The organism is Streptomyces sp. NRRL F-5135 (assembly GCF_000719775.1).
Lineage (GTDB): Bacteria > Actinomycetota > Actinomycetes > Streptomycetales > Streptomycetaceae > Streptomyces > Streptomyces hebeiensis.
Map to the genome: position 1 here is coordinate 1 of NZ_JOHR01000011.1, position 20,739 is coordinate 20,739.

The following is a 20,739-nucleotide window of genomic DNA, read 5'->3' on the forward strand; positions in this document are numbered from 1 at the left end:
GGAGGCGTACGTATGGACTCGGGCGTACGTCGCGCGTCACAAATCACGCTTTAGTGTCCGGACACGCACCTCCTACGACCCCACCCCTCCCGCCCGGGGCCCGTGCCACGCCCGCCGACGAGTGAGCCGAAGACCAGGGCGCCCGATACGTCCCGGCCGAGCACGTCCGCCGGCGAGTGAGCCGAAGGGGGCGCGGCCGCTGTCGAAAGGGAGAGCGCGCAGAGGTTTGTGAGGTACGAGCAAACCGAGCACGGTCGACCGTCGACAGTGGCTTGAAGCGCCCCCGGAGGCGAACCGAGCCCCACAAAAGGGGGATCAGCTGGGGTCGAGATCGATCACCTGCGTGCGCTCCTCGGGCGTCGTGCCGCGCAGCGCCTGCCGCATCGCCACCGCCACGTCGGCCGAGGAGACCGGGTGCTGCTTGCCGTCGGCCCTCGTGATCGTGATGCCGTCGAAGACGCCTTCCAGCAGCTGGTCGATCGCGTCCCTGTCGTAGACGTCGACCAGCTTCCCGTCGACCGCCTTCATCGAGAGGATCTTGGGCAACGACTTCGCCGGGCCGAACTGGATCTGCTTGTCGCCCGCCTTGATCGTGATCAGGCCGGACATGGCCGGCTCGGCGAACTCCTTCATCGCCCGGTCGAGTTCGGCCTGGCTGATCGTCGGCTCCCGGGTGGTGGAGGGCAGTTCGACGTTCTCCGTCCGCCCGGTCTGGACCTGGGCCCGGTAGGCGTCCCGTACGGAGATGATCGAGTGGTTGACGTCCAGCGCCTTGCCCGCCTTGCCGGGGACGGCGACGGCCCTGCCGGGTTCGAACTTGATCGTTCCCTCGGCGGCCGTGCCCGACGTGCCCGCCAGGTCGGTCAGCGCCACGCTCAGCTTCTCCTCGTCCACGGGGATCACCGGCTCGGCGACCCGGGCGCCGCCGAAGAGCGAGCCGATCACCGAGACGGGGTTGTAGTCGCTGCCGGCCGCGGCCCGGACGGTCGCCTGGCTGTCCAGCCGCAGGCCGGCCTTGTCCGGGGAGAGCTCCTGGGTCTTGCCGTCGACGGTGAGCCGCAGCGGCGCGGCGGCGCGCTTGCCGAGGGCGGAGTCCAGCTTGATGACCGCCTCGTCGCGGGTGCCGCCCCCGATGTCGACCCCCAGGACGGTGGTTCCCTTGGGGACGTCGGAGTGGTTCATCAGCAGACCGGCCCCGTAGACACCGCCCGCGGCCACGACGACGGCCACGCCGAGCAGCATCAGCTTGGAGCGGCCCTTCTTCGGGGGCTTGGCGGGCTTGGCGGAAGCCGCGGGGGCGGGGCCGGCCGGCGGCTTGCCCTCGACCGGGCCCGGCCGGTCCGGTTCGGAGAACCCGTCGCCCTGGCCCGGTCCCTCGATTCCGCTGGGGTGGGCGGACGGCCCGGCCTGCGGCGTACCGCCCGGCTGGACCGGGCCGGCAAAGGGCGAGCGGTGCTCCGGCGGCACCACGGGGATGCCGCTGCTGAGCGTGGCGCCGGAGACATGACCGCCGGGCTCGGGCGCGGGCGGCTGCGGGGTCAGTTCGGCGGTGTCGTCGGACAGCCCCCGGCCGCCGCCCTCGGCGGGCGGGACCATCGGTGACAGCGACGGGGTCCCCAGCGGCGGGGTGGCCGACGGGGGCGCGCCCAGCGAGGAGTCGCCGGCGGCCGGTCCCGTGGTCGGGCCGTTGGGGGCGCCCGACGCGCCGGGCGTACGGATGCCGAGCGGCGGGGTGGTCGGGCCACCGGACGGGAACCCGTTGGTTCCCGTCGAGGTCCCGGCGCCGGCGGCGAGGTCGGCGAGCGCGCCGTCGCCGGCCGACGGCCGCGCGCCGTCCGCGTAGTACGGGGACTGACCGTGCTGGTCGCCCGGAGCGGTCGCCGGGGCGGCGGCACCCGCGATGGCGGCGGCGCCCGTGCCGGAGCCCGTCCGGCCCTGCTGGGCTGCCTTGCGGGGCGCGAACCAGTCGCTCGTCGGTTTCTCCCCCGCCGGCTTCGGCTCTTCCGCCGCCTCGGCGGGCCGCTGCGTCTCCGCGGGTGCCTGGGCGGCCTTGGCGGGGTCGGGACGCGGAACACTTCCCGTGCGCTCCGCCGTACGGGTGGCCGTCCTCTCGCCCTGGGCGTCCACGTCGCTCATGGGCGTACGCATCACGACGGGCGGGATCGGCCGCGAACCCGGGATGTTGATCCGGATCCGCGTGGTCAGCGTGGTTTCCGTTCTGGGCTGGTCCGCCGGTGGCGCGGGCTCCGCGTCGGCCTCCTCCTGGGCGTCCTGCTGGGGGTGCAGCGACGGGTACTGGCGGGATCCGTACGGCGGTGTGCCCGACGGGTACGCGGCTCCGCCGCGCCCCTGGGGCCCGGAGGACGAACTGTCAGTTTCACGACTCAAGGCAGGTTCTCCCGGTTGGCTCCGCCGCCCGTTCTTACTGGTACTCAACTGTTCAGGTCCCCCAATACCGAAGGCGAGGGGATGGCCCGGAGCGCGCACCACCATACTGGCCTCGGCGGGCACGCACCTGACGACCGAGTGAGCGTCGCCCCGGCACACCGTCCTGACAGGGCCGATTCGGCGCCCGCCGAGCGCGCTTCACTCCTCAAGTCGGCCGGGTTTCGAACCCGGTTGCGGCAACCGCCACATGGTGGCGCAGATCACAGCCATGGCCATGCCGCCCAGCAGGTAGGCGAGCGGTCCGAGGCCGGCGGAGAAGACGACGTCCCCCTCCGGGCGGCCGATGCTCAGACCGATGGCGGCGGCCAGCCAGCCGATGCCGGGCGCCGCGACCCCGAGTTGGGTGCCGGTGACGTACCGGCCGCCGTAGAAGAGGCCGGTGGTGGCGAGCAGCGCGAGCAGCAAGCCGCCCGGGAACCAGCCGCTTTGGACGAGCGAACCGGCCGTGCCGACCAGGGCGCCGAGCACGGCCAGGCCGAGGTATGCGGCAATTCGCCCGGGTCTGGGCGGAGATGTCAACCAGGAGCCCGGTTCCGGCGCCCCCTGCCGCGCGCTCACGCGTCCACCCCCGCGAAGAGGTCGCTCTCGCGTTCGCCGGCGGGCGCCCCGGAGCGGCCGTGGACCAACTCGTAGAACTCGGTGGCGAAGATCGGCTGCCCCAGGTTGTTGGAGAGCGCGAAGAAGGGCCCGTCCACGGCGATCTGGGTGGCGTGCGCGCGCATCGCGGCGGCCTTGCGCTCGGCGTACGGCGTCCCGTCGATCGCCGCGGTGATCTCGGAGTCGGCGACCACACCCGGGATGTCGTCGAGCGCGGCGACGCCAGGAAAGGCCGCGCCCGCCGCGCGCAGCCGCTCGAAACCCTCCTCCGCGACCGTGCGCGGCACCCGGTTCCAGTAGATCTTCGAGATCGTGTGCGGGCCTGAAGAATTTGGCCGAAAATCGGCGGTGCCGGCAAGCTCCGCGGCCCGCGTCGCAACCCTGTGGGCCTGAATGTGGTCGGGGTGGCCGTACCCGCCCCCCGGGTCGTACGTCACCAGCACCTGCGGCCGGACCTCCCGGATCACATCCACCAGGTGGCCTGCGGCTTCGTCCAGATCGGCGGACCAGAAGGCGCCCGCGCGGCTGTTCTGCTCCAGTCCCATCATCCCGGAGTCGCGGTACCGGCCGGGCCCGCCCAGGAAACGGTGGTCGGTGACGCCCAGCTCCCGCATGGCGGCGGCGAGTTCGCGAATGCGATGAGGGCCGAGGGTGTCCTCGCGATCGGCCGCCAGATGGGCGAGCCCGGGCGGGATGATCTCGCCCTCCTCGCCAAGCGTGCAGGTCACGAGCGTGACCAGGGCGCCCTCGGCCACGTACTTGGCCATGGTGGCGCCGTTGTTGATCGACTCGTCGTCCGGGTGCGCGTGCACCAGCAGCAGACGGCGGGCGGGGAGATCGGTCATGGAGACAGCCTACGAGGCGGCACGAAAGGGACGTGCGTGAGACCGAGGTCTTGTCCGGCGCGGTCCTGTCCGGCGGACCGCCGGGGGGCGCGCGGCGGACCGTCGCACGCGACCTCGGCCAGTGCGGTCACTGGCCGAGGTCGCCGGGCACACGATCGCTGCTCGTACGGGCGCCGGTCGCCGGTCGTACGGCGCCGGGCTCGGTGGCCGGACATCCGGGATCCGCGCGATCACCGGCGTCGGGGGGACCCGCCTCGAACAGCCGAAGCCTCGAGAACGGGGTGAGAGATGAGGGATGGGGGATCGAGGGGATGGCGGTCGGCGGGGGCGAGTGGGGGATGAAAGGGCTTGAACGGGGATGGGCGGGGATGGGTGGGACCAGTTCGGCCGTCGCGGCGGTCAGGACCAGACTGCGCTGGTCAAGGCTGGTCGGACCGGCCGGCCGTCCAAGTACGTCCAGTACGAGGACGATCCTCCGCCTTGCGATCGCACGCACCAGACGCCGCGAGCCCCGCCCTGCGGGCGGACGGCGCTACTTTCGAAGCACGCCCTAGAACTTGATCCCGCCGATCATCCCGGCCACGTTCGTGGTCAGTTCACTGATCGTGGGAGCGATGGAGGAACTGGCGATGTAGAACCCGAGCAGCATGCAGACCACCGCGTGTCCGGCCTTGAGTCCGGCTTTCCGGACCAGCAGGAAGACGATGATCGCCAGCAGCACCACCGCCGAAATCGAGAGTGCCACGGCGGTTCACCTCCGTAAATATTCGATCGGGATATCGCAGCGTGCATGTGCCGGCAGATTCCTACCCACCTAGCGCCACAGATCATAACTATCCGTACCCACGCATCGATCGGTGCATGGCAGCACAGGGGGGCGCACGAGCGCTACTTTCGGTCGTATGACCTTGAGCCAGCACGTCTCGTTTCCGCGGCAGTCGGCGAGGACCCAGCGGTTCACGCTCGGCGCCCCGCGCTCCTTCACCGTGTCCCCGGACGGAGAGCGGGTCGTCTTCCTGCGGTCCGCCGGCGGCACGGACCTGACGAACCGCCTCTGGGTGCTGGACCTGCGCGCCCCGGACGGTTCCGCCGCCGGCGGGGGCGGCCGGGAGCGGGTCGCGGCGGACCCCGCGGTGCTGCTGGGCGGCGGCGTCGAGCGGCTCACGCCCGAGGAGCGGGCCCGGCGCGAACGCGGCCGCGAGGGGTCGGCCGGGATCGTCGGGTACGCGGTGGACAGCGCGGTCGAACTGGCCGCCTTCACGCTCTCGGGCCGGCTCTTCGCCGCGGAGCTGCGCGCCGGGACGGCCGGCCAACTGCCCGCGCGGGGGCCGGTGATCGACCCGAGACCCGCGCCGGACGGACGGCACATCGCGTACGTGTCGCGGGGCACGCTGCGGGTGATCGGCGCGGACGGCACGGGCGACCGCGAACTCGCGGGCCACGAAACGCCGCAGGAGGCCGCTGGAGGCGATGTCACCTACGGGCTGGCGGAATTCATCGCGGCCGAGGAGATGGGCCGCACACGGGGCTTCTGGTGGTCTCCTGGATCCGACAGGCTGCTGGTCGAACGGGCGGACACGGCCCCGGTGCACCGCTGGTGGATCTCCGACCCGGCGCACCCCGACCGCGAACCGGCCTCCGTCGCCTACCCGGCGGCGGGCACCCCCAACGCGGACGTGCGGCTCTTTCTGGTCGATCTCCACGCGGGGGACGCCACGGACGCAACGGAGCCCACGGACGCCCCGGAGCCGACGAACACCCCGGATCCCACGGATGCCCCGGATGCGACAGGCACAACAACTGCCCCGGACGCCCCAGGTGCCCCGGACGCGTCGTCCGTACCCGCGGATCGCCCCTCCCGCAGCCGTACGGAAGTGCTCTGGGACCGCGCCCGCTACCCCTACCTCGCCCGCGTCCACTGGTCCTCGGCCGGCGCCCCGCTGCTGCTCGTCCAGAGCCGGGACCAGCGCACCCAGCTCCACCTCGCGGTCGACACGGAGACCGGCGCCACCCGCACCGTCCACCACGACGAGGACCCGGCCTGGCTGGAGCTCTCCGCCGGGGCCCCCGCCTGGGCGGCCGACGGGCGGCTCGTCCGGCTCGCGGACGAGGGCGGCGCCCGGGTCCTGATGGTCGGCGACCGCCCGCTGACCGGCGCGCGGCTGCACCCGCGCGCCGTGCTGGACATCGGCGAGGACGACATCCTGATCTCCGCGTCGGCGGGCGAGGAGGCCCCCGAGCCCGAGATCGGCGAGGTCCACGTGTACCGGGTCAACGAACTGGGCGTCGAGCGGCTCTCGGAAGGACCGGGGCTGCACTCGGCCGTGCGGACGGGCGCCGTGACCGTACTCGTCTCGGCACGGCCGGACGCCCCCGGCGCCTCCGTACAGGTGCTCAGGGACGGCAAGCGGGTCGCCGTCATCGCCTCGTACGCCGAGCGGCCGGCGCTCACGGCGCGCGCACAACTCACCGAGGCGGGCGCGACCCGCATTCCCTGCGCCGTCCTGCTCCCCACCGGCTACCAGGAGTCGGACGGTCCGCTGCCGGTCCTGATGGACCCCTACGCCTGCCCCCACGGCCAGCGGGTGGTCGCCGCGCACAACCCGCACCTGACGTCCCAGTGGTTCGCCGACCAGGGGTTCGCGGTGATCGTCGCCGACGGCCGGGGCACCCCCGGCCGCTCCCCGGCCTGGGAGAAGGCCGTCAAGAACAACATGCTGCTCGCGCTGGACGACCAGATCGAGGCGCTCCACGACCTGGCCGGGCGGTACCCGCTGGACACCGGCCGGGTGGCGATGCGCGGCTGGTCGGGCGGCGGCTGGCTGGCCGGGCTGGCCGTCCTGCGCCGCCCCGACGTCTTCCACGCGGCCGTGGTGGGCGCCCCCGTCACCGACGTACGGCTGTACGACACGCACTACATGGAGCGCTACTACGGCCTCCCCGGCGAGGCGCCCGAGGTGTACGCGGCCCACTCCCTGATCACGGACGACGGGCTCTCCTCCCCCGCCGAGCCCGCGCGGCCCATGATGCTCGTCCACGGCTTCGCCGACGACAACGTGTTCATGGCCCACACGCTGCGGCTCTCCGCGGCGCTGCTCGCGGCGGGCCGGCCGCACGAGGTGCTGCCGCTGACCGGGGTGAGCCACATGACGCCGCAGGAGGAGGTCGCGGAGAACATGCTGCTGCTCCAGGTGGACTTCCTTAAGCGTTCGCTGGGCATGTCCGGACGCACCGCGCCCTGAGAGGCGGAACAGGCGCCCGGGAACGGGCCCCCCGGGGGAACAGACACCCCAGGACAGAAACCGGAAACCGGCTCCGGCGCCAGGCGCCGGAAACGGGCGACCGGCCGGGACCCTGGAGTCCCGGCCGGTCTACGGCACCCGCACGGCCGTACACCGAGAAGCGTGCCGCGTCCGTATATCGGTACCGGGTCGGCCAAGTTGCGCTCGCGTTAACGACGTTGGGGACATTACGGGTGGTCGGCCGGGTGGCCCGGCGTCCTCACGCGCCCCGTCCGGCCTCGCCCGTCCCGTACGGCTCATCCGGCTCGTCCGGCTCCGCCGCGAAGTGGCAGGCCGACGGGTGCGCGGCGGGACCGCCCGAGGCCCGGTACGCCTCCGGCACCGCCAGTTCCGGAACCTCCCGCGCGCATCTCTCCCGCGCCTTCCAGCAGCGCGTACGGAACCGGCAGCCCGAGGGCGGGTGCGCCGGGGACGGCACCTCCCCCGCCAGCGGGATCCGCGCCCGCCGCGCCCGCGCCGCGGGGTCCGGCCGCGGCACGGCGGACAGCAGCGCCCGCGTGTAGGGGTGGGTGGGGTGCTCGTAGATCTCGGTGTCCGTCCCGGTCTCGGCCAGCCGTCCCAGGTACATCACCGCGACCCGGTCCGAGATGTGCCGGACGACCGAGAGGTCGTGGGCGATGAAGAGGTACGCCAGGCCGAACTCGGCCTGGAGCCGTTCCATCAGGTTGACGACCTGGGCCTGGACGGAGACGTCGAGGGCCGAGACCGGTTCGTCGGCGACGATGATCTCCGGGCGCAGCGCGAGGCCGCGGGCGATGCCGATGCGCTGGCGCTGGCCGCCGGAGAACTGGTGCGGGTAGCGGCCCGCGTAGTCGGGGTCCAGCCCGACCACCTCCAGCAGTTCGCGCACGCGGCGCCGCCGGTCGCCCTTCGGCGCGGCCTCGGGGTGGATCTCGTACGGCTCCCCGACGATGTCGCCCACGGTCATCCGCGGGTTGAGCGAGGTGTACGGGTCCTGGAACACCATCTGGATGTTCCGCCGGACCGCCTTCAGGGCCCGGCCCGAGAGCCTGGTGATGTCCTCGCCCCGGTAGCGGATCCGGCCCGCCGTGGGGCGCTCCAGGTGCACCAGCGTCCGCGCGACGGTCGACTTGCCGCAGCCGGACTCCCCCACGATCCCCAGGGTCTCGCCGGCGGCCAGCTCGAAGGAGACGCCGTCGACCGCCCGTACGGCCCCGGTCCGCTTCTTGAACAGGACTCCGCGGGTCAGCGGATAGTGCTTGACGAGGTCCCGCACTTCCAGGATCGGCTCGGCCGGCCGCTCAGCCATCGCCCTCCTCCGTCCCGCCCGGCGCACGTGTTCCGCCCGGCGTCTCCGTCCCGCCCGGCATCTCCGTCCCACCCCGCATCTCCGTCCCGTCCGGCGCCCCCGTCCCGCCCGGCGTCTCCCTCCAGAAGAAGCACGCGCTCGTCCGCTCCGGCGCCACCTCGAACTGGGGCGGCACCTCCGTCCTGCACACCTCCCGCGCGCGGGGGCAGCGCGGGTGGAAGGCGCAGCCGGGCGGGATCCGGCGCGGGTTCGGCGGCAGCCCCTTGATGGCGTACAGCTCGCGCCCTTTGCGGTCCACGCGCGGGACGGACTCCAGCAGGCCCTCGGTGTACGGGTGGGCCGGGCGCCGGTAGATGTCGCGCACGGGCGCGCTCTCGACGATCCGGCCCGCGTACATCACCACGATCCGGTCGGCGACGTCCGCGACGACGCCCAGGTCGTGGGTGATCAGGACGAGCCCCATGGCCAGCTCCCGGCGCAGCTCCGCCAGCAGGTCCATGACCTGGGCCTGAACGGTCACGTCCAGGGCGGTGGTCGGCTCGTCGGCGATGATCAGCGCGGGCTCCAGGGCCAGCGCCATGGCGATCATGATGCGCTGGCGCATGCCGCCGGAGAACTGGTGCGGGTAGTCCCCGGCCCGGTCCTTCGCCGCCGGGATCCCGACCCGGTCCATCAGCCGCACCGCCTCGGCCCGCGCGGCCTTGCGGGACATGCCCCGGTGCACGGTGAACATCTCGCCGAGCTGGGCGCCCACGGTGAGCACGGGGTTGAGCGCGGAGAGCGCGTCCTGGAAGATCATCGCCATCTCGGCGCCCCGGATCCGGCGCCGCCGCTCCTCCTTGAGCGTCAGCAGGTCCTGGCCCCGGAACAGCACCCGGCCGGCCGTGATCCGGCCCGGCGGCGAGTCCAGGATGCCCATGACCGCCTGGGCGGTGACGGACTTGCCGGAGCCCGACTCGCCGAGGACGGCGAGGGTCTCCCCCGCGTCCACCCGGTAGCTGACGCCGCTCACGGCCGGGACGGTCCCGTCCCGGGTACGGAACTCGACGTGCAGGCCGGTCACCTCCAGCAGTGCCACGGATCACCTCAGCTTGGGGTCGAGGGCGTCGCGTACCACGTCGCCGAGCATGATGAACGCGAGCACCGTGACCGCCAGCGCGCCGGCCGGCCAGAGCAGCATGTGCGGCGAGTTGCGGATGTACGGCGAGGCGTTGGAGATGTCGATCCCCCAGGACACGGCCGGCGGTTTGAGGCCCACCCCGAGGTAGGAGAGGGTCGCCTCCAGGGCGATGAACGTGCTCAGCGCGATGGTCGCCACGACGATCACCGGCGCGACGGCGTTCGGCAGGATGTGCCGGAGCAGCAGCCGCGTACTGGACGCGCCCAGTGCCCGGGCCGCCTGGACGAAGTCGTTCTGCTTGACCGAGAGGACGGAGCCGCGGGCGATCCGGGAGAGCTGGGGCCAGGTGAGCAGCACCATGAAGCCGATGACCGGCCAGACGGTGGAGCTGGTCACCACCGACAGCAGCACCAGTCCGCCGAGCACCACGGGGATTCCGAAGAAGATGTCGGTCACCCGGGACAGGGCCGCGTCCCAGAACCCGCCGAAGAAACCGGCGAGTCCGCCGAGGACCGACCCGATGAGGGCGACGCCGAGGCTGGCGAGGACACCGACGACGACCGAGGTCCGGGCGCCGTACACCGTACGGGTGTAGACGTCGCAGCCCTGTGCCGTGAAGCCGAAGGGATGGCCGGGCCGGGCTCCCTCCTGGGCGCGGCCGAGGTCGCAGGAGAGGGGGTTGCCGCCAGCGATCAGGGACGGCCGGACGGCGATGACCACCAGGAAGACGATGACGAGCGCGGAGACCACGAAGACGGGGTCGCGGCGCAGATCGCGCCAGGCGTCCGCCCACAGGCCGCGCGGCCGCCCCACGGGTCCGCCGCCGCCCGGCCCGGCGTCGCCGGGGGCGGTTCCCCGGGGGACGGGGGGACCCTCGGGGCCGCGTTCCCGGGCGGCGCCCTCACTGGTCGCGAGGTCCATCGCGCCACCGGCGCCGGTCGCCGCGACGGCTCCGTCACCGGCCGGGGACACGCGCGGCTCAGGCATGGCGGATCCTCGGGTCGAGCACCGCGTACACCACGTCGACCAGCAGGTTCGCCAGCAGGAAGACGATCACGAGCACGGTCACGAACCCGACGACCGTCTGGGTGTTCTGGCGCAGGATGCCCTGGTAGAGCTGGAAGCCGACGCCGTGGATGTTGAAGATCCGCTCGGTGACGATGGCCCCGCCCATCAGCGCGCCGACATCCGTCCCGATGAAGGTGACGACCGGGATCAGCGAGTTGCGCAGCAGGTGCCGGGTGATCACCCGGTGCCGGGGCAGGCCCTTGGCGACGGCGGTACGGACGTAGTCCGCGCGCGCGTTCTCGGCGACCGAGGTACGGGTGAGCCGGGTGACGTACGCGAGGGAGACGGAGGCCAGCACCAGCCCGGGCACGATCAGCTCGTCCAGGGGCGCGGCGGCGGAGACCGCGGGCGGGACCAGCCGCCACTCGACGCCGAGCAGGAGCTGCGCCAGCAGACCGGTCACGAAGATCGGCACGGAGACGGCCATGAGGGTCAGCAGCAGCACGGAGGTGTCGACGGGCCGCCCCCGGCGCAGGCCCGTGACGACGCCCAGGGTGATCCCGATGACGATCTCGAGGACGACCGCCACGAGTGTCAGCCGGAGGGTGACCGGGAAGGCCGTGGCCATCAGGTCGATGACCCGCTGCCCGTTGAAGGCGGTGCCGAAGTCGCCGGAGAAGACGTTCCCCATGTAGGTGAGGTACTGCCGCCACACCGGCTGGTCGAGGCCGAACTCCTGGCGCAGCCGCGCCTCGGTCGCCGGGTCGCACTGGCGCTCCCCGCACAGGCCCGCGACGGGGTCGCCCATCACATGGACCATCAGGAAGATCAGCAGGGTCGTGCCGACGAAGACGGGGATCATCTGGAGCAGCCGCCGGGTCACATACCGCCCCATGCCGGTCGCCCCCTCACCTGACGTCGATCTCGTCGAAGACCGGCACGCTGAAGGGGTTCAGTTCCACGTGGCGGATCCGGTCCGAGTACCCGGCGCTGCCGTTCTGGTACCAGAGCGGGATGGTCGCCATCGCGTCCCGTACGGCCTCCTCCGCGCGCCGGAAGGTGGCGACGGCGGTCTTCGTCCCGGTCTCCGCGTTCGCCCGGTCGACCAGGGCGTCGAACCTCCTGTCGCTCCAGCCGCCGTCGTTGGACGAGGCGCCCGTGTAGTAGAGCGGCTGGAGGAAGTTCTGGATCAGCGGGTAGTCCATCTGCCAGCCCGCCCGGAACGGGCCGGTCAGCTTGTGCCGTCCGATCTTGTTGCGGAAGTCCGCGTAGGTGCCGACGGGGCTGCCCACGCACGCGTGGTCGTCGCGCAGCGCGTTGTTGACGCTGTTGCAGACGGCGTCGACCCAGTCCTTGTGGGAGCCGGTGTCGGTGTTGTACGTGATCGTGAGCCGGCCGCCGGGGATGCCGCCGCCGTCCGAGACCATCCGTCGGGCGGCGGCGGGGTCGTACCGGCAGGCGCGGCCGCAGAGCCCGGGCCGGTAGCCGCCGGCGGCGCCGAGGACCGGGGAGGTCCAGTCGGTGGCGGGGGTGCGGGTGGAGCGGAAGATGGTCCTGGTGATCTGCTCGCGGTCGATGGCCATGGACAGGCCGGTGCGGACCTTGGCCGCTCCCGGGGTGTTCCACCTCCGGTCGTAGAAGGGGAAGGCGAGCATCTGGATGATTCCGGCGGGGGTGTTGAGGTACCGGCCGTCGAGATCCTTGCGCACGTTCTTCAGCTGGGCGGCCGGAATGTCGTCGACGAGGTCGAGGTTCCCCGAGACGAGGTCGGTGTAGGCGGTGTTGTTGTCCGTGTAGACGACGAGGTCCACACCGCCGTTGCGCGCCGCGTCCGGCCCGCGATATCCCTTCCAGGCGCGCAGGGACATCTGGGCGCCCCTGGTGTATTTCTCGACGCGGTACGGTCCGTTGCCGACGGGCTTGGCCAGCCAGGCGTCGTGGTGCTCGAAGAACGCGGTGGGCAGGGGCGCGAAGGCGGCGTAGCCGAGGGTGTCCGGCCAGGTGGAGAACCGCTGGGACAGGGTGACGGAGAACGTCCGGGGGCCGGTGATCCGCAGCCCCGAGAGGGTGGTGGCGGTGGGTTCGCCCGAGACCGGGTGGACCTTGTCGTATCCGTCGATGTACTGGAAGAAGTAGGCGTTCTTCTGGTTGTTCTTGAGGTACGCGCCGTAATTCCAGGCGGTCACGAAGGATTTCGCGGTGACCTTCTCACCGTCGCTGAACCGCCGGCCGTCCTTGACGGTGACGGTGTAATGCGTGGAGTCGGTGGTCTCGATCTTCTCGGCGAGCGCGTTCTCGGCCCGTCCGGTTCTGGGGTCGTACCGCTTGAGCCCCCGGAAGATCATGTCGAGGACCTTGCCGCCCTGGACCTCGTTGGTGTTCGCCGGTTCCAGCGGATTCTGCGGGTCGCCCCAGGAGGCGCGCACGATCCCGGTGACCCCGCTGCCGATGGCGCCCCCGGCTCCCCCGCCGCAGCCCACGGCCCCCACCGTCCCCGTCAGCACCAGCGCGGCCCCCGCGCACACGGACCGCGGCAGCGGACCGGGCAGGGCGAGACGCATGGGCCCTCCTCGTCGGACGCGGGCGGCGTGTGCCCCCAATAGACCCCGGACGGCACCGCCCCGCACGCGGGGGACGGCTGTACGGGCGTCGGGCCGCGCCGCGCCCGGCGGACAGGGGCCCCGAGCCCGGCGGCACGGGCCCCGCGCCCGGCAGGCCACGCGTTCCGTCCCGGCGGGGCGGCCCGCGGCCTTCCGGCCCGTTCCCGCCGCACGCGCTCCCGTGCGAGAGTGACCCGTGTGACCGCCCCCCATGCCGCCGTGGCCCCGCTCCTGGAACGTTTCGCCGCCGAGATCAGCGCCGTGGTGCCCGTGGTCGCGCTCTGGGCGCACGGATCGCTGGCCCTCGGGGACTTCCGGCCGGGCCGCAGCGACCTCGATCTGGTGGCCGTGGCCGACGCGGAACTGACGGACGTACAGGGGGAACGGCTGCGCGCCGTGCACCGCGGGCTCGTCGCCGAGGACCCGCTCGCCGTCACGCTGCACTGCGCCTACCTGTCCCGGACGGATCTGGCGGACGCCGGGCGGGAGCATCCGACGTGGGCGCAGGGCGAGTGGTTCGAGCGGCCGGTCAGCCCGGTGAGCCGACGCGAACTGGCCGTCGGCGCACTTGTGTTGCACGGTCCTCCCCCGGTCGGTCTGCTGCCGCCGGTGAGCGACGCGGAGCTGACGGGGTTCATCCGGGAGGAACTGGGCGGCTACTGGCTGCGCGCGGCGGACCGGCCCGAGCTGTGGCACCAGGACATCTGGGTGGACCTGGGCATGCTGACCCTCGCACGCGCGTCGGTGACCCTGCGGGACGGCCGGCTCGTCACCAAGCGGGAGGCTCTGGACGAGCTGCGGGCGCTGGGCGCCCCGGAGGCGGTGGTCGAGGACATCCGGCGGCGCAGGTACGGCCCGGACGGAACCGCTGCGGACGGAGCCGGTACGGACACCGCGCCCGGCCGGCCCGCCGGGCGCGGCGAGCTGGCCCGGACGTTCGTGCGATCTGCCATCACCGGCGTGCTGGCCCGGTAGGACACGGTAAGCGTACGGGCCCGCACCCGAGGCTCTCCCCGGGTGCGGGCCCGTACGCGTACCGACGCCCGGACGGCCCGGCGGTCCGTGCGAGCGGTGCGGCCCGACGTGCTCCGCCGGCGCCGCGTCACTCCTCGCCGGACAGCTCCTTCTCGATCGCCACCAGCGCCGGGTCCATGACGACGTCCGTCTCGCGCGCCTCGGTGGTCGGCTCCTCCGGGAAGTGGCAGGCCGTCAGGTGTCCCTCGCGGCTGCCGGAGAGCTGGATCAACGGCGGCTCCTCCGTCGCGCACTTCTCCCGCGCCTTCCAGCAGCGCGTACGGAACCGGCAGCCCGACGGCGGCATGATCGGCGACGGGACGTCCCCGGCCAGCCGGATGCGCTCGCGCTTCTCCTGGTCGAGGTCCGCCTCGGGCACCGCCGACAGCAGCGCGTGGGTGTACGGGTGGCGGGGCCGCTCGTACAGCGAGTCGCGGTCCGCGACCTCCACCACCTTGCCGAGGTACATCACGGCGACGCGCTCGGAGAAGTGCCGCACGATCGACAGGTCGTGGGCGATGAAGACGAAGGCGATGCCGAGGTCCCGCTGGAGTTCCTGGAGCAGGTTGACCACCTGCGCCTGGATCGAGACGTCGAGCGCCGAGACCGGCTCGTCGGCGACGATCAGCTTGGGCTCCAGCGCGAGCGCGCGGGCGACCCCGATGCGCTGGCGCTGACCGCCGGAGAACTCGTGCGGGAAGCGGTTGTAGTGCTCCGGGTTGAGACCGACGATCTCCAGCAGCTCCCGGACCCGGGCCTCCCGGCCCTGCGGCGGATTGATGCCGTTGATCTCCATCGGGCTGGAGATGATCGTGCCGACCGTCTGCCGGGGGTTCAGCGAGGCGTACGGGTCCTGGAAGATCATCTGGATCTCGGACCGGATGGGCGCCAGCTGTTTGCGGCCCGCGTGCGTGATGTCCTGGCCCTTGTACGTGATCGAGCCGTCCGTCGGCTCCAGCAGCCGGGTGAGCAGCCGGCCGGTGGTGGACTTGCCGCAGCCGGACTCGCCGACCAGCCCGAGGCTCTCGCCCGGGTAGACGCTCAGGGTCACCCCGTCCACGGCCTGGACGGCGCCCACCTTGCGCTTGATGGGGAAGCCGCCGTAGATCGGGAAGTGCTTGGTCAGGCCCTTCACTTCGAGCAGCGGCTCGGACGAGGCGGCCGCGCGGGGCGGCGGCACCGCGTCCTCGACGGTGGTGTTCGTGTTCTTCTCGCTCATGGTCATTGCCCCAGTCGCCGGTACATCAGCCCAGCCGGGGCTGAATCTTCTCGATGAAAACCTGCTGCTTGCGCTCCGCCTCCAGGTGGCAGGCGGAGCCGCGCCCCGCGGGCAGCAGCGGACGCTCGCTGGTGCAGCGTCCCCCGCCCACCAGGTCGACATAGTCGCACCGGGGGTTGAAGGCGCAGCCGGCGGGCGGGTTCAGCAGGCTGGGCGGGGAGCCCGGGATGGGCCGCAGCGGCTCGCTCACATCGGACGCCAGGCGGGGCATCGACCCCAGCAGGCCCCAGGTGTAGGGGTGCTCGGGCCGCTTGAGCACCTCGCGTACGGAGCCGCGCTCGACGGCCCGGCCCGCGTACATCACCAGCAGGTCGTCGGCGACGTTGGCGACGACTCCGAGGTCATGGGTGATCAGGATGATCGCGGAGCCGAACTCCTGCTGGAGGTCCTTGAGCAGGTCGAGGATCTGCGCCTGGACGGTCACGTCCAGGGCGGTCGTCGGCTCGTCGGCGATCAGCAGCTCGGGGTTGCAGACCAGCGACATGGCGATCATGGCGCGCTGGCGCATACCGCCGGAGAACTGGTGCGGGTAGTCGTCCACCCGGTTCTTCGGGTCCGGGATGCCGACCTTGCCGAGCATCTCGATGGCCCGCGCCCGGGCCTCCTTCTTGCTCGCGCCGGTGTGCTTCATGTACGGCTCGGCGATCTGCCGGCCGACGGTGTAGTACGGCGACAGGGCGGTCAGCGCGTCCTGGAAGATCATCGCCATCTTGTTGCCCCGGAGCTTCTCCAGCTCCTTGTCCGAGGCGTCGGTGAGGTCCTGGCCGTCCAGCAGGATCTCGCCCGTGATGGTGCTGGACTGCGGGTTGTGCAGACCCAGGATGGACAGGTTGGTCACCGACTTGCCGGAGCCCGACTCGCCCACGATGCCCAGGGTCTGGCCGCGCTCCAGGTCGAAGGAGAGCCCGTCCACGGCCTTGACGAGACCGTCCTCGGTGGAGAAGTGCACCCGCAGGTCGCGCACCGACAGGAAGGCGTCCGGGTCGGTCGGGGCCGGGGCGTCCTCGGTCTTGGTGAGTGTGGTCACGGTCTTCTCTCCTAGGACAGGCGCACGCGCGGGTCGATCACGGCGTACATGGCGTCCACGATCAGGTTGAACAGCAGGATGAAGGCGGCGCTGACGATCATCACGCCCATGGTCAGCGGCAGGTCCTTGTCGATGACCGAGTCACGGGCGAGCCGGCCGATGCCGGGCAGGCCGAAGGTGATCTCGGTGACCATCGCACCGCCGAAGAGGGCGCCGAGGTCCATGCCCAGGATGGTGACGATCGGGATGAGCGAGCCGCGCCAGGCGTACCGGAAGAAGACGTACCGGCTGCTCATGCCCTTGGCGCGGGCGGCCCTGACGTGCTCCTCCTGGAGCTGTTCGATCATGGTCGACCGGGACATGCGGGTGTAGTTGGCGGTGAAGATCACCGACATCACGAGCCAGGGGATCAGCAGGCCCATGAACCAGCCGCTGACACTCTCGCCGATCGGGACCCAGCTGGGCTTGTCCAGCCAGCCGGTGCTGTAGACGAAGAGGCCGAGGACGACCGGGCCGAGGAAGTAGATCTGCATCGACGTGAGCACCAGCGAGGCGGAGCTGAAGACCTTGTCGATCGCGGTGCCCTTGTTCTTGGCGGCGATCAGGCCGGCGCCCAGGCCGACGATCAGGAAGACGATGAGGCCGCCCACCGAGAGCGAGAGCGTCAGGGGGAACCGGTCGACGATGGTGTCCCACACGTTCTGCTGGTTGCTGAAGGAGACACCGAAGCAGGGGGCCGAGCAGTGGCCGACGGCGAAGTCGCGGCCGGCGAAGATCCCCACGAGGAAGTTCCAGAACTGCACGGGCACCGGCTTGTCGAGGCCGAGGTTCTGGTGGATCACAGCCAGCGCGTCCGGAGTGCAGTTCTTGCCACAGGCCAGCAGGGCGGGGTCCTGCGGGATGGCGAAGAACATGAAGAACGTGACCGCACTGATCAGGAAGAGGGTCAGGATGGCGCCGAACGTCCGGCGAATGAGGAATTGAAGCATGGCAGGTCGCTGCTCTCAGGACGGCGGCTGTGAGGGGGTCGAGGGTGGTGCCGGGCGGACCGGAGGCGCGCACTCCGCCGGGTGCGCGCCTCCGGGTCCGCCCGCGCGCGCTACTTCTTCAGGTACAGACGCGTCACGTCGACGTAGCTGGAGTCCGCCGAGTAACGGAGCCCACCGACGTTGGAGCCGAAGATCTGGAACACCTTGGTGTAGTAGATCGGGGCCGCCGGGTTGATCCGCTCGACGATGTCACGGTGCAGCGCGCCCCAGGCCTTCTGGGCCTCGGCCGGGTCCGTGATCTTCAGGATGCGGGCGATCTCCTTGTTGACCTTCTCGTCGTTGATGTGCGAGTAGACCGACGAACCGTCCTGGAGCTGCGTGCCGTCGTACAGCGGCGGGAAGACCGTGGAGGCGGACGGCCAGTCCTGGCCCCAGCCGGTCATGTAGAGGTCCAGGCCGTTGTCGACCTTGCCGACCTGCTCGTACCAGGTCGCCTGGTCGATCTCCTTCTTCACGACCTCGAGGCCGATGGCCTTCAGCCGGTCGGCGATGACGACGGACTGCTGCTGGCGGACCGGGGTGTTGGCGTAGGCGTAGACGACCTTCTTGCCCTCGGCGCCGGCCTCCTTGATCAGCTGCTTGGCCTTCTCGACGTCACCGTTCGGCTTCTTCAGCTTGCCGAAGGGGTCGTACGTCTTGTCGTAGCCGGGCGTGGTCGGCGACATCAGGCCGGTCGCGGTCTCACCGCCGTACGCGCCACCGTCGAGCTTGTAGATCTGCGCGCTCGGCAGCGCGTAGGTGATGGCGTCCCGGACCTTCTTGTCCGTCATCCGGTCCAGGTTGAAGTTCAGCTGCCAGACGTACGGTGCGTACCCCTGGATGGTGCGCTTCATCGCCTCGGGGTCCTCGACGACGTTGCGCACCTGGTTGGTGGCGACCTGGCCGGTGAACATGATGGAGTTCTTGGCCTCGCCGCGGTCGGCCAGCAGCGTCTTGGTCTGGTCGTCGTCGCTGTGGTTGAACCCGATGTTGAAGCCGTCCACGTACTGGTGCCGGACCGAGTCGGTCTTCGGGTCCCAGTTGGTGTTCTTGACGAGCTTCAGCGACTTGCCGGGCTTGAATTCGGCGATCTTGTACGGGCCCGTCGCGACGGGGGCCGTGTCGTACTTCTCCTTGGTGTCCGTCTTCTCGGGCACCACCGAGTAGCCGGGCATGGCGAGCGCCTGCGGCAGGTCGGGCTGGGGCTCCTTGAACTTGAAGACGACCGTCTTCTCGTCCGGGGTGGCGAGGACCGAGTCGGGCAGGTGCTTGCCCTTGTACGGTCCGTCCGGGAGCGCCTTGCGGTAGGTGGTGCCGGAGCCCGAGAGCCACTGCTGGATGTAGGTCGGGCCGTCCGTGATGAACGGGGCGTACATCCGCTCGATGGTGTGCCGGATGTCGGCGGAGGTGATGGCGGAGCCGTTCTGGTCCTTCAGCCCGTCCTTCAGGGTGAAGGTCCAGGTCTTGCCGCCGTCGGTCTGCTTGCCGGAGTCGGTGGCCAGGTCGCCGACGAGGGTCTGCTTGCCCTCGTCGTCCTCCTGGTACTGGGTCAGGCCGCGCTGGATGAGCCGGTCCAGGATCTTGCCGTCGCTGACGTACGTCTGACCCGGGTCCAGGTGGGAGAAGTCGTCCTCCTGGAGGACGGAGATCGTCCCGCCGGGCTTGGCGCCCGGGACCTCGGCGGCCGGGCCGGTGGACGCCTTCGCGTCGCCGTAGGTGACGGCCGCCGACTGCTTGGCGGCGTCCTCCTGGGTCTTGCTGTTGTCCTTGGAGCCGCTGTCATTGCTCCCGCCGCAGGCGGTCAGCACCAGCGACCCGGCCGCCAGGGCGATGACGGCAGCACGTGTCCTGCGCGTGCCAAAGATGCTCATGATGAGGGTCCCCATCTGTCAGTAGTGATCCAACTGTGCTGCCTGGCGCGTCCGGTACGTACGTCCCGGCGCCCGGGGGGCAGCGCTCCCCCCCAGCTGGACGTCAGCGTCCGGACTTGGGGTCGAAGGCGTCTCGGACCGAGTCACCGAGAAGGTTGAACGCCACGACGAAGATCACCATGGCGACACCCGGGAAGACCATGTAGGCCGGGTCCTGCTCGTAGATGCTCGCGCCGGTGGCGAACATGCGGCCCCAGTCGGGCGTGGGCTCGACGAACCCGACCCCGACGAAGGAGAGGAAGGCCACCGAGAGAATGGTGGACGGGAGCAGCAGCGTGGCCTGCACCAGGATCGGCGTCACCAGGTTGGGCAGCAGCTCCTTGCGGATGATGCGCCAGGGCGAGGCCCCCGCGATCTTCGCGGCCTCCACGAACTCCCGCTCGCGCAGCGAGAGGGTGGCGGCCCGGATCAGCCGGGAGAGCCCCATCCAGCCCAGCGTGGAGAGCACGACGATGATCGCCGCCGCGCGCAGCGCGGTGGGGGTCTCCTCGTCGGGGCGGACGAAGGCGGCCACGACCACCGGCATGGAGGCGATGAAGAAGAGCTGGCTGGGGAAGCCCAGCAGGAAGTCCGTCAGCCGGCCGAGCCAGTAGTCGACCTTGCCGCCGTAGTAGCCGCCGACGAGTCCGATCACCACGCCGACGAGGACCATCAGGACGGTGGCCGCCAGGGCGGTGTAGATCGAGGTGCGCATGCCGTAGACCAGCTGCATGAACACGTCGCGGCCCAGGTTGGGTTCGATGCCGAACCAGTGGTCCGGGGACATCCCGCCGAAGGTGCCGGTCGGCATGTTGAACTCGTCGAGCAGGTCCAGGCTGTCCTGGCCGTAGAGGGTGTACGGGTCCTTGCCGTACACCATCTTGATCAACGGTGCGGCGAGCGCGACCAGGAAGAAGAAGAGGACGACGAAGGCGGAGACGACCCCGGTCCTGTCGCGCCGGAAGCGACGCCACATCAACTGGCCGGGAGAGAGCCCGGCCGGCGTCTTGGCCTCCTGGGAACCGTCCTTGGGGCCTGCCGCGTCCGGAACTGCGGACGTGCGGTCGCCCTCGGTCTGCACGGGACTGGTCACGATCGTCCTTCCCCCGCGCTGATCACTGCCGCGGTCACCACCGTGCCCACGGCCGTGTGCCCGACCCGGCCGGTGCTGACGGCACCACGCATGGGGTCCTCCTCATGAGTCCACTTGTCACTGCCAGAGAGGCCCGGTCTACGCGCGCTGACAACTCTGCGCAGTGCGGTGTTCCCAAGACCCCGAAGTGTGCTCGTG

At 71.3% G+C, this 20,739-nt stretch carries 16 protein-coding genes; 2 read left to right on the plus strand and 14 right to left on the minus strand.

Going from position 1 to position 20,739, the window contains the following annotated elements; all coding sequences use genetic code 11:
• Positions 1 to 315: 315 nt before the first annotated feature.
• The 4 genes from IG02_RS0119985 to IG02_RS0120000 all read right to left on the minus strand — a co-directional run bounded on the left by IG02_RS0119985 (position 316) and on the right by IG02_RS0120000 (position 4,635).
• The gene (locus IG02_RS0119985; RefSeq protein WP_030749696.1) at positions 316 to 2,388 is read right to left on the minus strand and encodes a hypothetical protein; all 2,073 of its coding nucleotides are present in this window, start codon (positions 2,386 to 2,388) and stop codon (positions 316 to 318) included.
• A gap of 198 nt (positions 2,389 to 2,586) precedes the next feature.
• Positions 2,587 to 3,006 carry a DUF6113 family protein gene (locus tag IG02_RS0119990; RefSeq protein ID WP_037803602.1) on the minus strand — a complete coding sequence of 140 codons (420 nt, stop codon included), beginning with the start codon at positions 3,004 to 3,006 and terminating at the stop codon, positions 2,587 to 2,589.
• Positions 3,003 to 3,890 (minus strand): N-acetyl-1-D-myo-inositol-2-amino-2-deoxy-alpha-D-glucopyranoside deacetylase, encoded by an 888-nt coding sequence (gene mshB, locus IG02_RS0119995; protein WP_030749699.1) that lies wholly within the window; start codon positions 3,888 to 3,890, stop codon positions 3,003 to 3,005. The genes IG02_RS0119990 and mshB overlap by 4 nt, the downstream gene beginning before the upstream one ends.
• 550 nt (positions 3,891 to 4,440) lie before the next feature.
• Positions 4,441 to 4,635 (minus strand): hypothetical protein, encoded by a 195-nt coding sequence (locus tag IG02_RS0120000; protein ID WP_030749702.1) that lies wholly within the window; start codon positions 4,633 to 4,635, stop codon positions 4,441 to 4,443.
• A gap of 157 nt (positions 4,636 to 4,792) precedes the next feature.
• Between IG02_RS0120000 and IG02_RS38370 the strand changes: the two genes are divergently transcribed.
• Positions 4,793 to 7,132: a prolyl oligopeptidase family serine peptidase gene (locus IG02_RS38370; protein ID WP_037803604.1), complete on the plus strand. Its 2,340-nt coding sequence runs from the start codon at positions 4,793 to 4,795 to the stop codon at positions 7,130 to 7,132.
• A 259-nt stretch (positions 7,133 to 7,391) separates the two neighbouring features.
• On the opposite strand, the gene IG02_RS0120010 is transcribed toward IG02_RS38370, so the two are convergent.
• From IG02_RS0120010 to IG02_RS0120030, 5 genes are read right to left on the minus strand one after another with little or no spacing between them, the layout of a single operon-like run.
• On the minus strand, positions 7,392 to 8,462 hold the full coding sequence (locus IG02_RS0120010) for an ABC transporter ATP-binding protein (protein ID WP_051765359.1): 1,071 nt from the start codon (positions 8,460 to 8,462) through the stop codon (positions 7,392 to 7,394).
• Complete coding sequence (locus tag IG02_RS0120015) at positions 8,455 to 9,540, minus strand: ABC transporter ATP-binding protein (protein ID WP_234314832.1); 1,086 nt, start codon at positions 9,538 to 9,540, stop codon at positions 8,455 to 8,457. The genes IG02_RS0120010 and IG02_RS0120015 overlap by 8 nt, the downstream gene beginning before the upstream one ends.
• Before the next feature lie 3 nt (positions 9,541 to 9,543).
• Positions 9,544 to 10,569 carry an ABC transporter permease gene (locus IG02_RS0120020; RefSeq protein WP_030749713.1) on the minus strand — a complete coding sequence of 342 codons (1,026 nt, stop codon included), beginning with the start codon at positions 10,567 to 10,569 and terminating at the stop codon, positions 9,544 to 9,546.
• A complete protein-coding gene (locus tag IG02_RS0120025; RefSeq protein WP_030749717.1) occupies positions 10,562 to 11,485 on the minus strand; it encodes an ABC transporter permease in 924 nt (307 codons plus the stop codon). Before IG02_RS0120025 ends, IG02_RS0120020 begins: the two co-directional genes overlap by 8 nt.
• A gap of 13 nt (positions 11,486 to 11,498) precedes the next feature.
• Entirely contained in the window at positions 11,499 to 13,151 is a 1,653-nt protein-coding gene (locus IG02_RS0120030; protein ID WP_030749721.1) for a peptide ABC transporter substrate-binding protein, read from the minus strand.
• A gap of 237 nt (positions 13,152 to 13,388) precedes the next feature.
• On the opposite strand from IG02_RS0120030, the gene IG02_RS0120035 reads away from it, so the two are divergent.
• A complete protein-coding gene (locus IG02_RS0120035) occupies positions 13,389 to 14,165 on the plus strand; it encodes a nucleotidyltransferase domain-containing protein (protein WP_051765361.1) in 777 nt (258 codons plus the stop codon).
• Between the two features lie 127 nt (positions 14,166 to 14,292).
• Here the strand turns inward: IG02_RS0120035 and IG02_RS0120040 are convergent, their stop codons facing one another.
• From IG02_RS0120040 to IG02_RS0120060, 5 genes are all read right to left on the minus strand, one after another.
• Positions 14,293 to 15,423 carry an ABC transporter ATP-binding protein gene (locus IG02_RS0120040; RefSeq protein ID WP_030749726.1) on the minus strand — a complete coding sequence of 377 codons (1,131 nt, stop codon included), beginning with the start codon at positions 15,421 to 15,423 and terminating at the stop codon, positions 14,293 to 14,295.
• Positions 15,424 to 15,448: 25 nt separating this feature from the next.
• Positions 15,449 to 16,510, minus strand: a complete 1,062-nt coding sequence (locus IG02_RS0120045; RefSeq protein ID WP_030749729.1) for an ABC transporter ATP-binding protein — start codon at positions 16,508 to 16,510, stop codon at positions 15,449 to 15,451.
• An 11-nt stretch (positions 16,511 to 16,521) separates the two neighbouring features.
• A complete protein-coding gene (locus tag IG02_RS0120050; protein ID WP_030749732.1) occupies positions 16,522 to 17,499 on the minus strand; it encodes an ABC transporter permease in 978 nt (325 codons plus the stop codon).
• A 110-nt stretch (positions 17,500 to 17,609) separates the two neighbouring features.
• Entirely contained in the window at positions 17,610 to 19,409 is a 1,800-nt protein-coding gene (locus tag IG02_RS0120055) for an ABC transporter substrate-binding protein (protein WP_030749735.1), read from the minus strand.
• Between the two features lie 103 nt (positions 19,410 to 19,512).
• Complete coding sequence (locus IG02_RS0120060; protein WP_030749738.1) at positions 19,513 to 20,541, minus strand: ABC transporter permease; 1,029 nt, start codon at positions 20,539 to 20,541, stop codon at positions 19,513 to 19,515.
• Positions 20,542 to 20,739: the final 198 nt, after the last annotated feature.

Excerpts from the sequence above, each read along its gene's own strand:
- IG02_RS38370 (WP_037803604.1), top strand. The coding sequence starts at position 4,793 with ATGACCTTGAGCCAGCACGTCTCGTTTCCGCGGCAGTCGGCGAGGACC.
- IG02_RS0120025 (WP_030749717.1), bottom strand. The coding sequence starts at position 11,485 with ATGGGGCGGTATGTGACCCGGCGGCTGCTCCAGATGATCCCCGTCTTC.
- IG02_RS0120055 (WP_030749735.1), bottom strand. The coding sequence starts at position 19,409 with ATGAGCATCTTTGGCACGCGCAGGACACGTGCTGCCGTCATCGCCCTG.
- IG02_RS0120030 (WP_030749721.1), bottom strand. The coding sequence starts at position 13,151 with ATGCGTCTCGCCCTGCCCGGTCCGCTGCCGCGGTCCGTGTGCGCGGGG.
- IG02_RS0120040 (WP_030749726.1), bottom strand. The coding sequence starts at position 15,423 with ATGAGCGAGAAGAACACGAACACCACCGTCGAGGACGCGGTGCCGCCG.
- IG02_RS0120010 (WP_051765359.1), bottom strand. The coding sequence starts at position 8,462 with ATGGCTGAGCGGCCGGCCGAGCCGATCCTGGAAGTGCGGGACCTCGTC.
- IG02_RS0120050 (WP_030749732.1), bottom strand. The coding sequence starts at position 17,499 with ATGCTTCAATTCCTCATTCGCCGGACGTTCGGCGCCATCCTGACCCTC.
- IG02_RS0120020 (WP_030749713.1), bottom strand. The coding sequence starts at position 10,569 with ATGCCTGAGCCGCGCGTGTCCCCGGCCGGTGACGGAGCCGTCGCGGCG.
- mshB (WP_030749699.1), bottom strand. The coding sequence starts at position 3,890 with ATGACCGATCTCCCCGCCCGCCGTCTGCTGCTGGTGCACGCGCACCCG.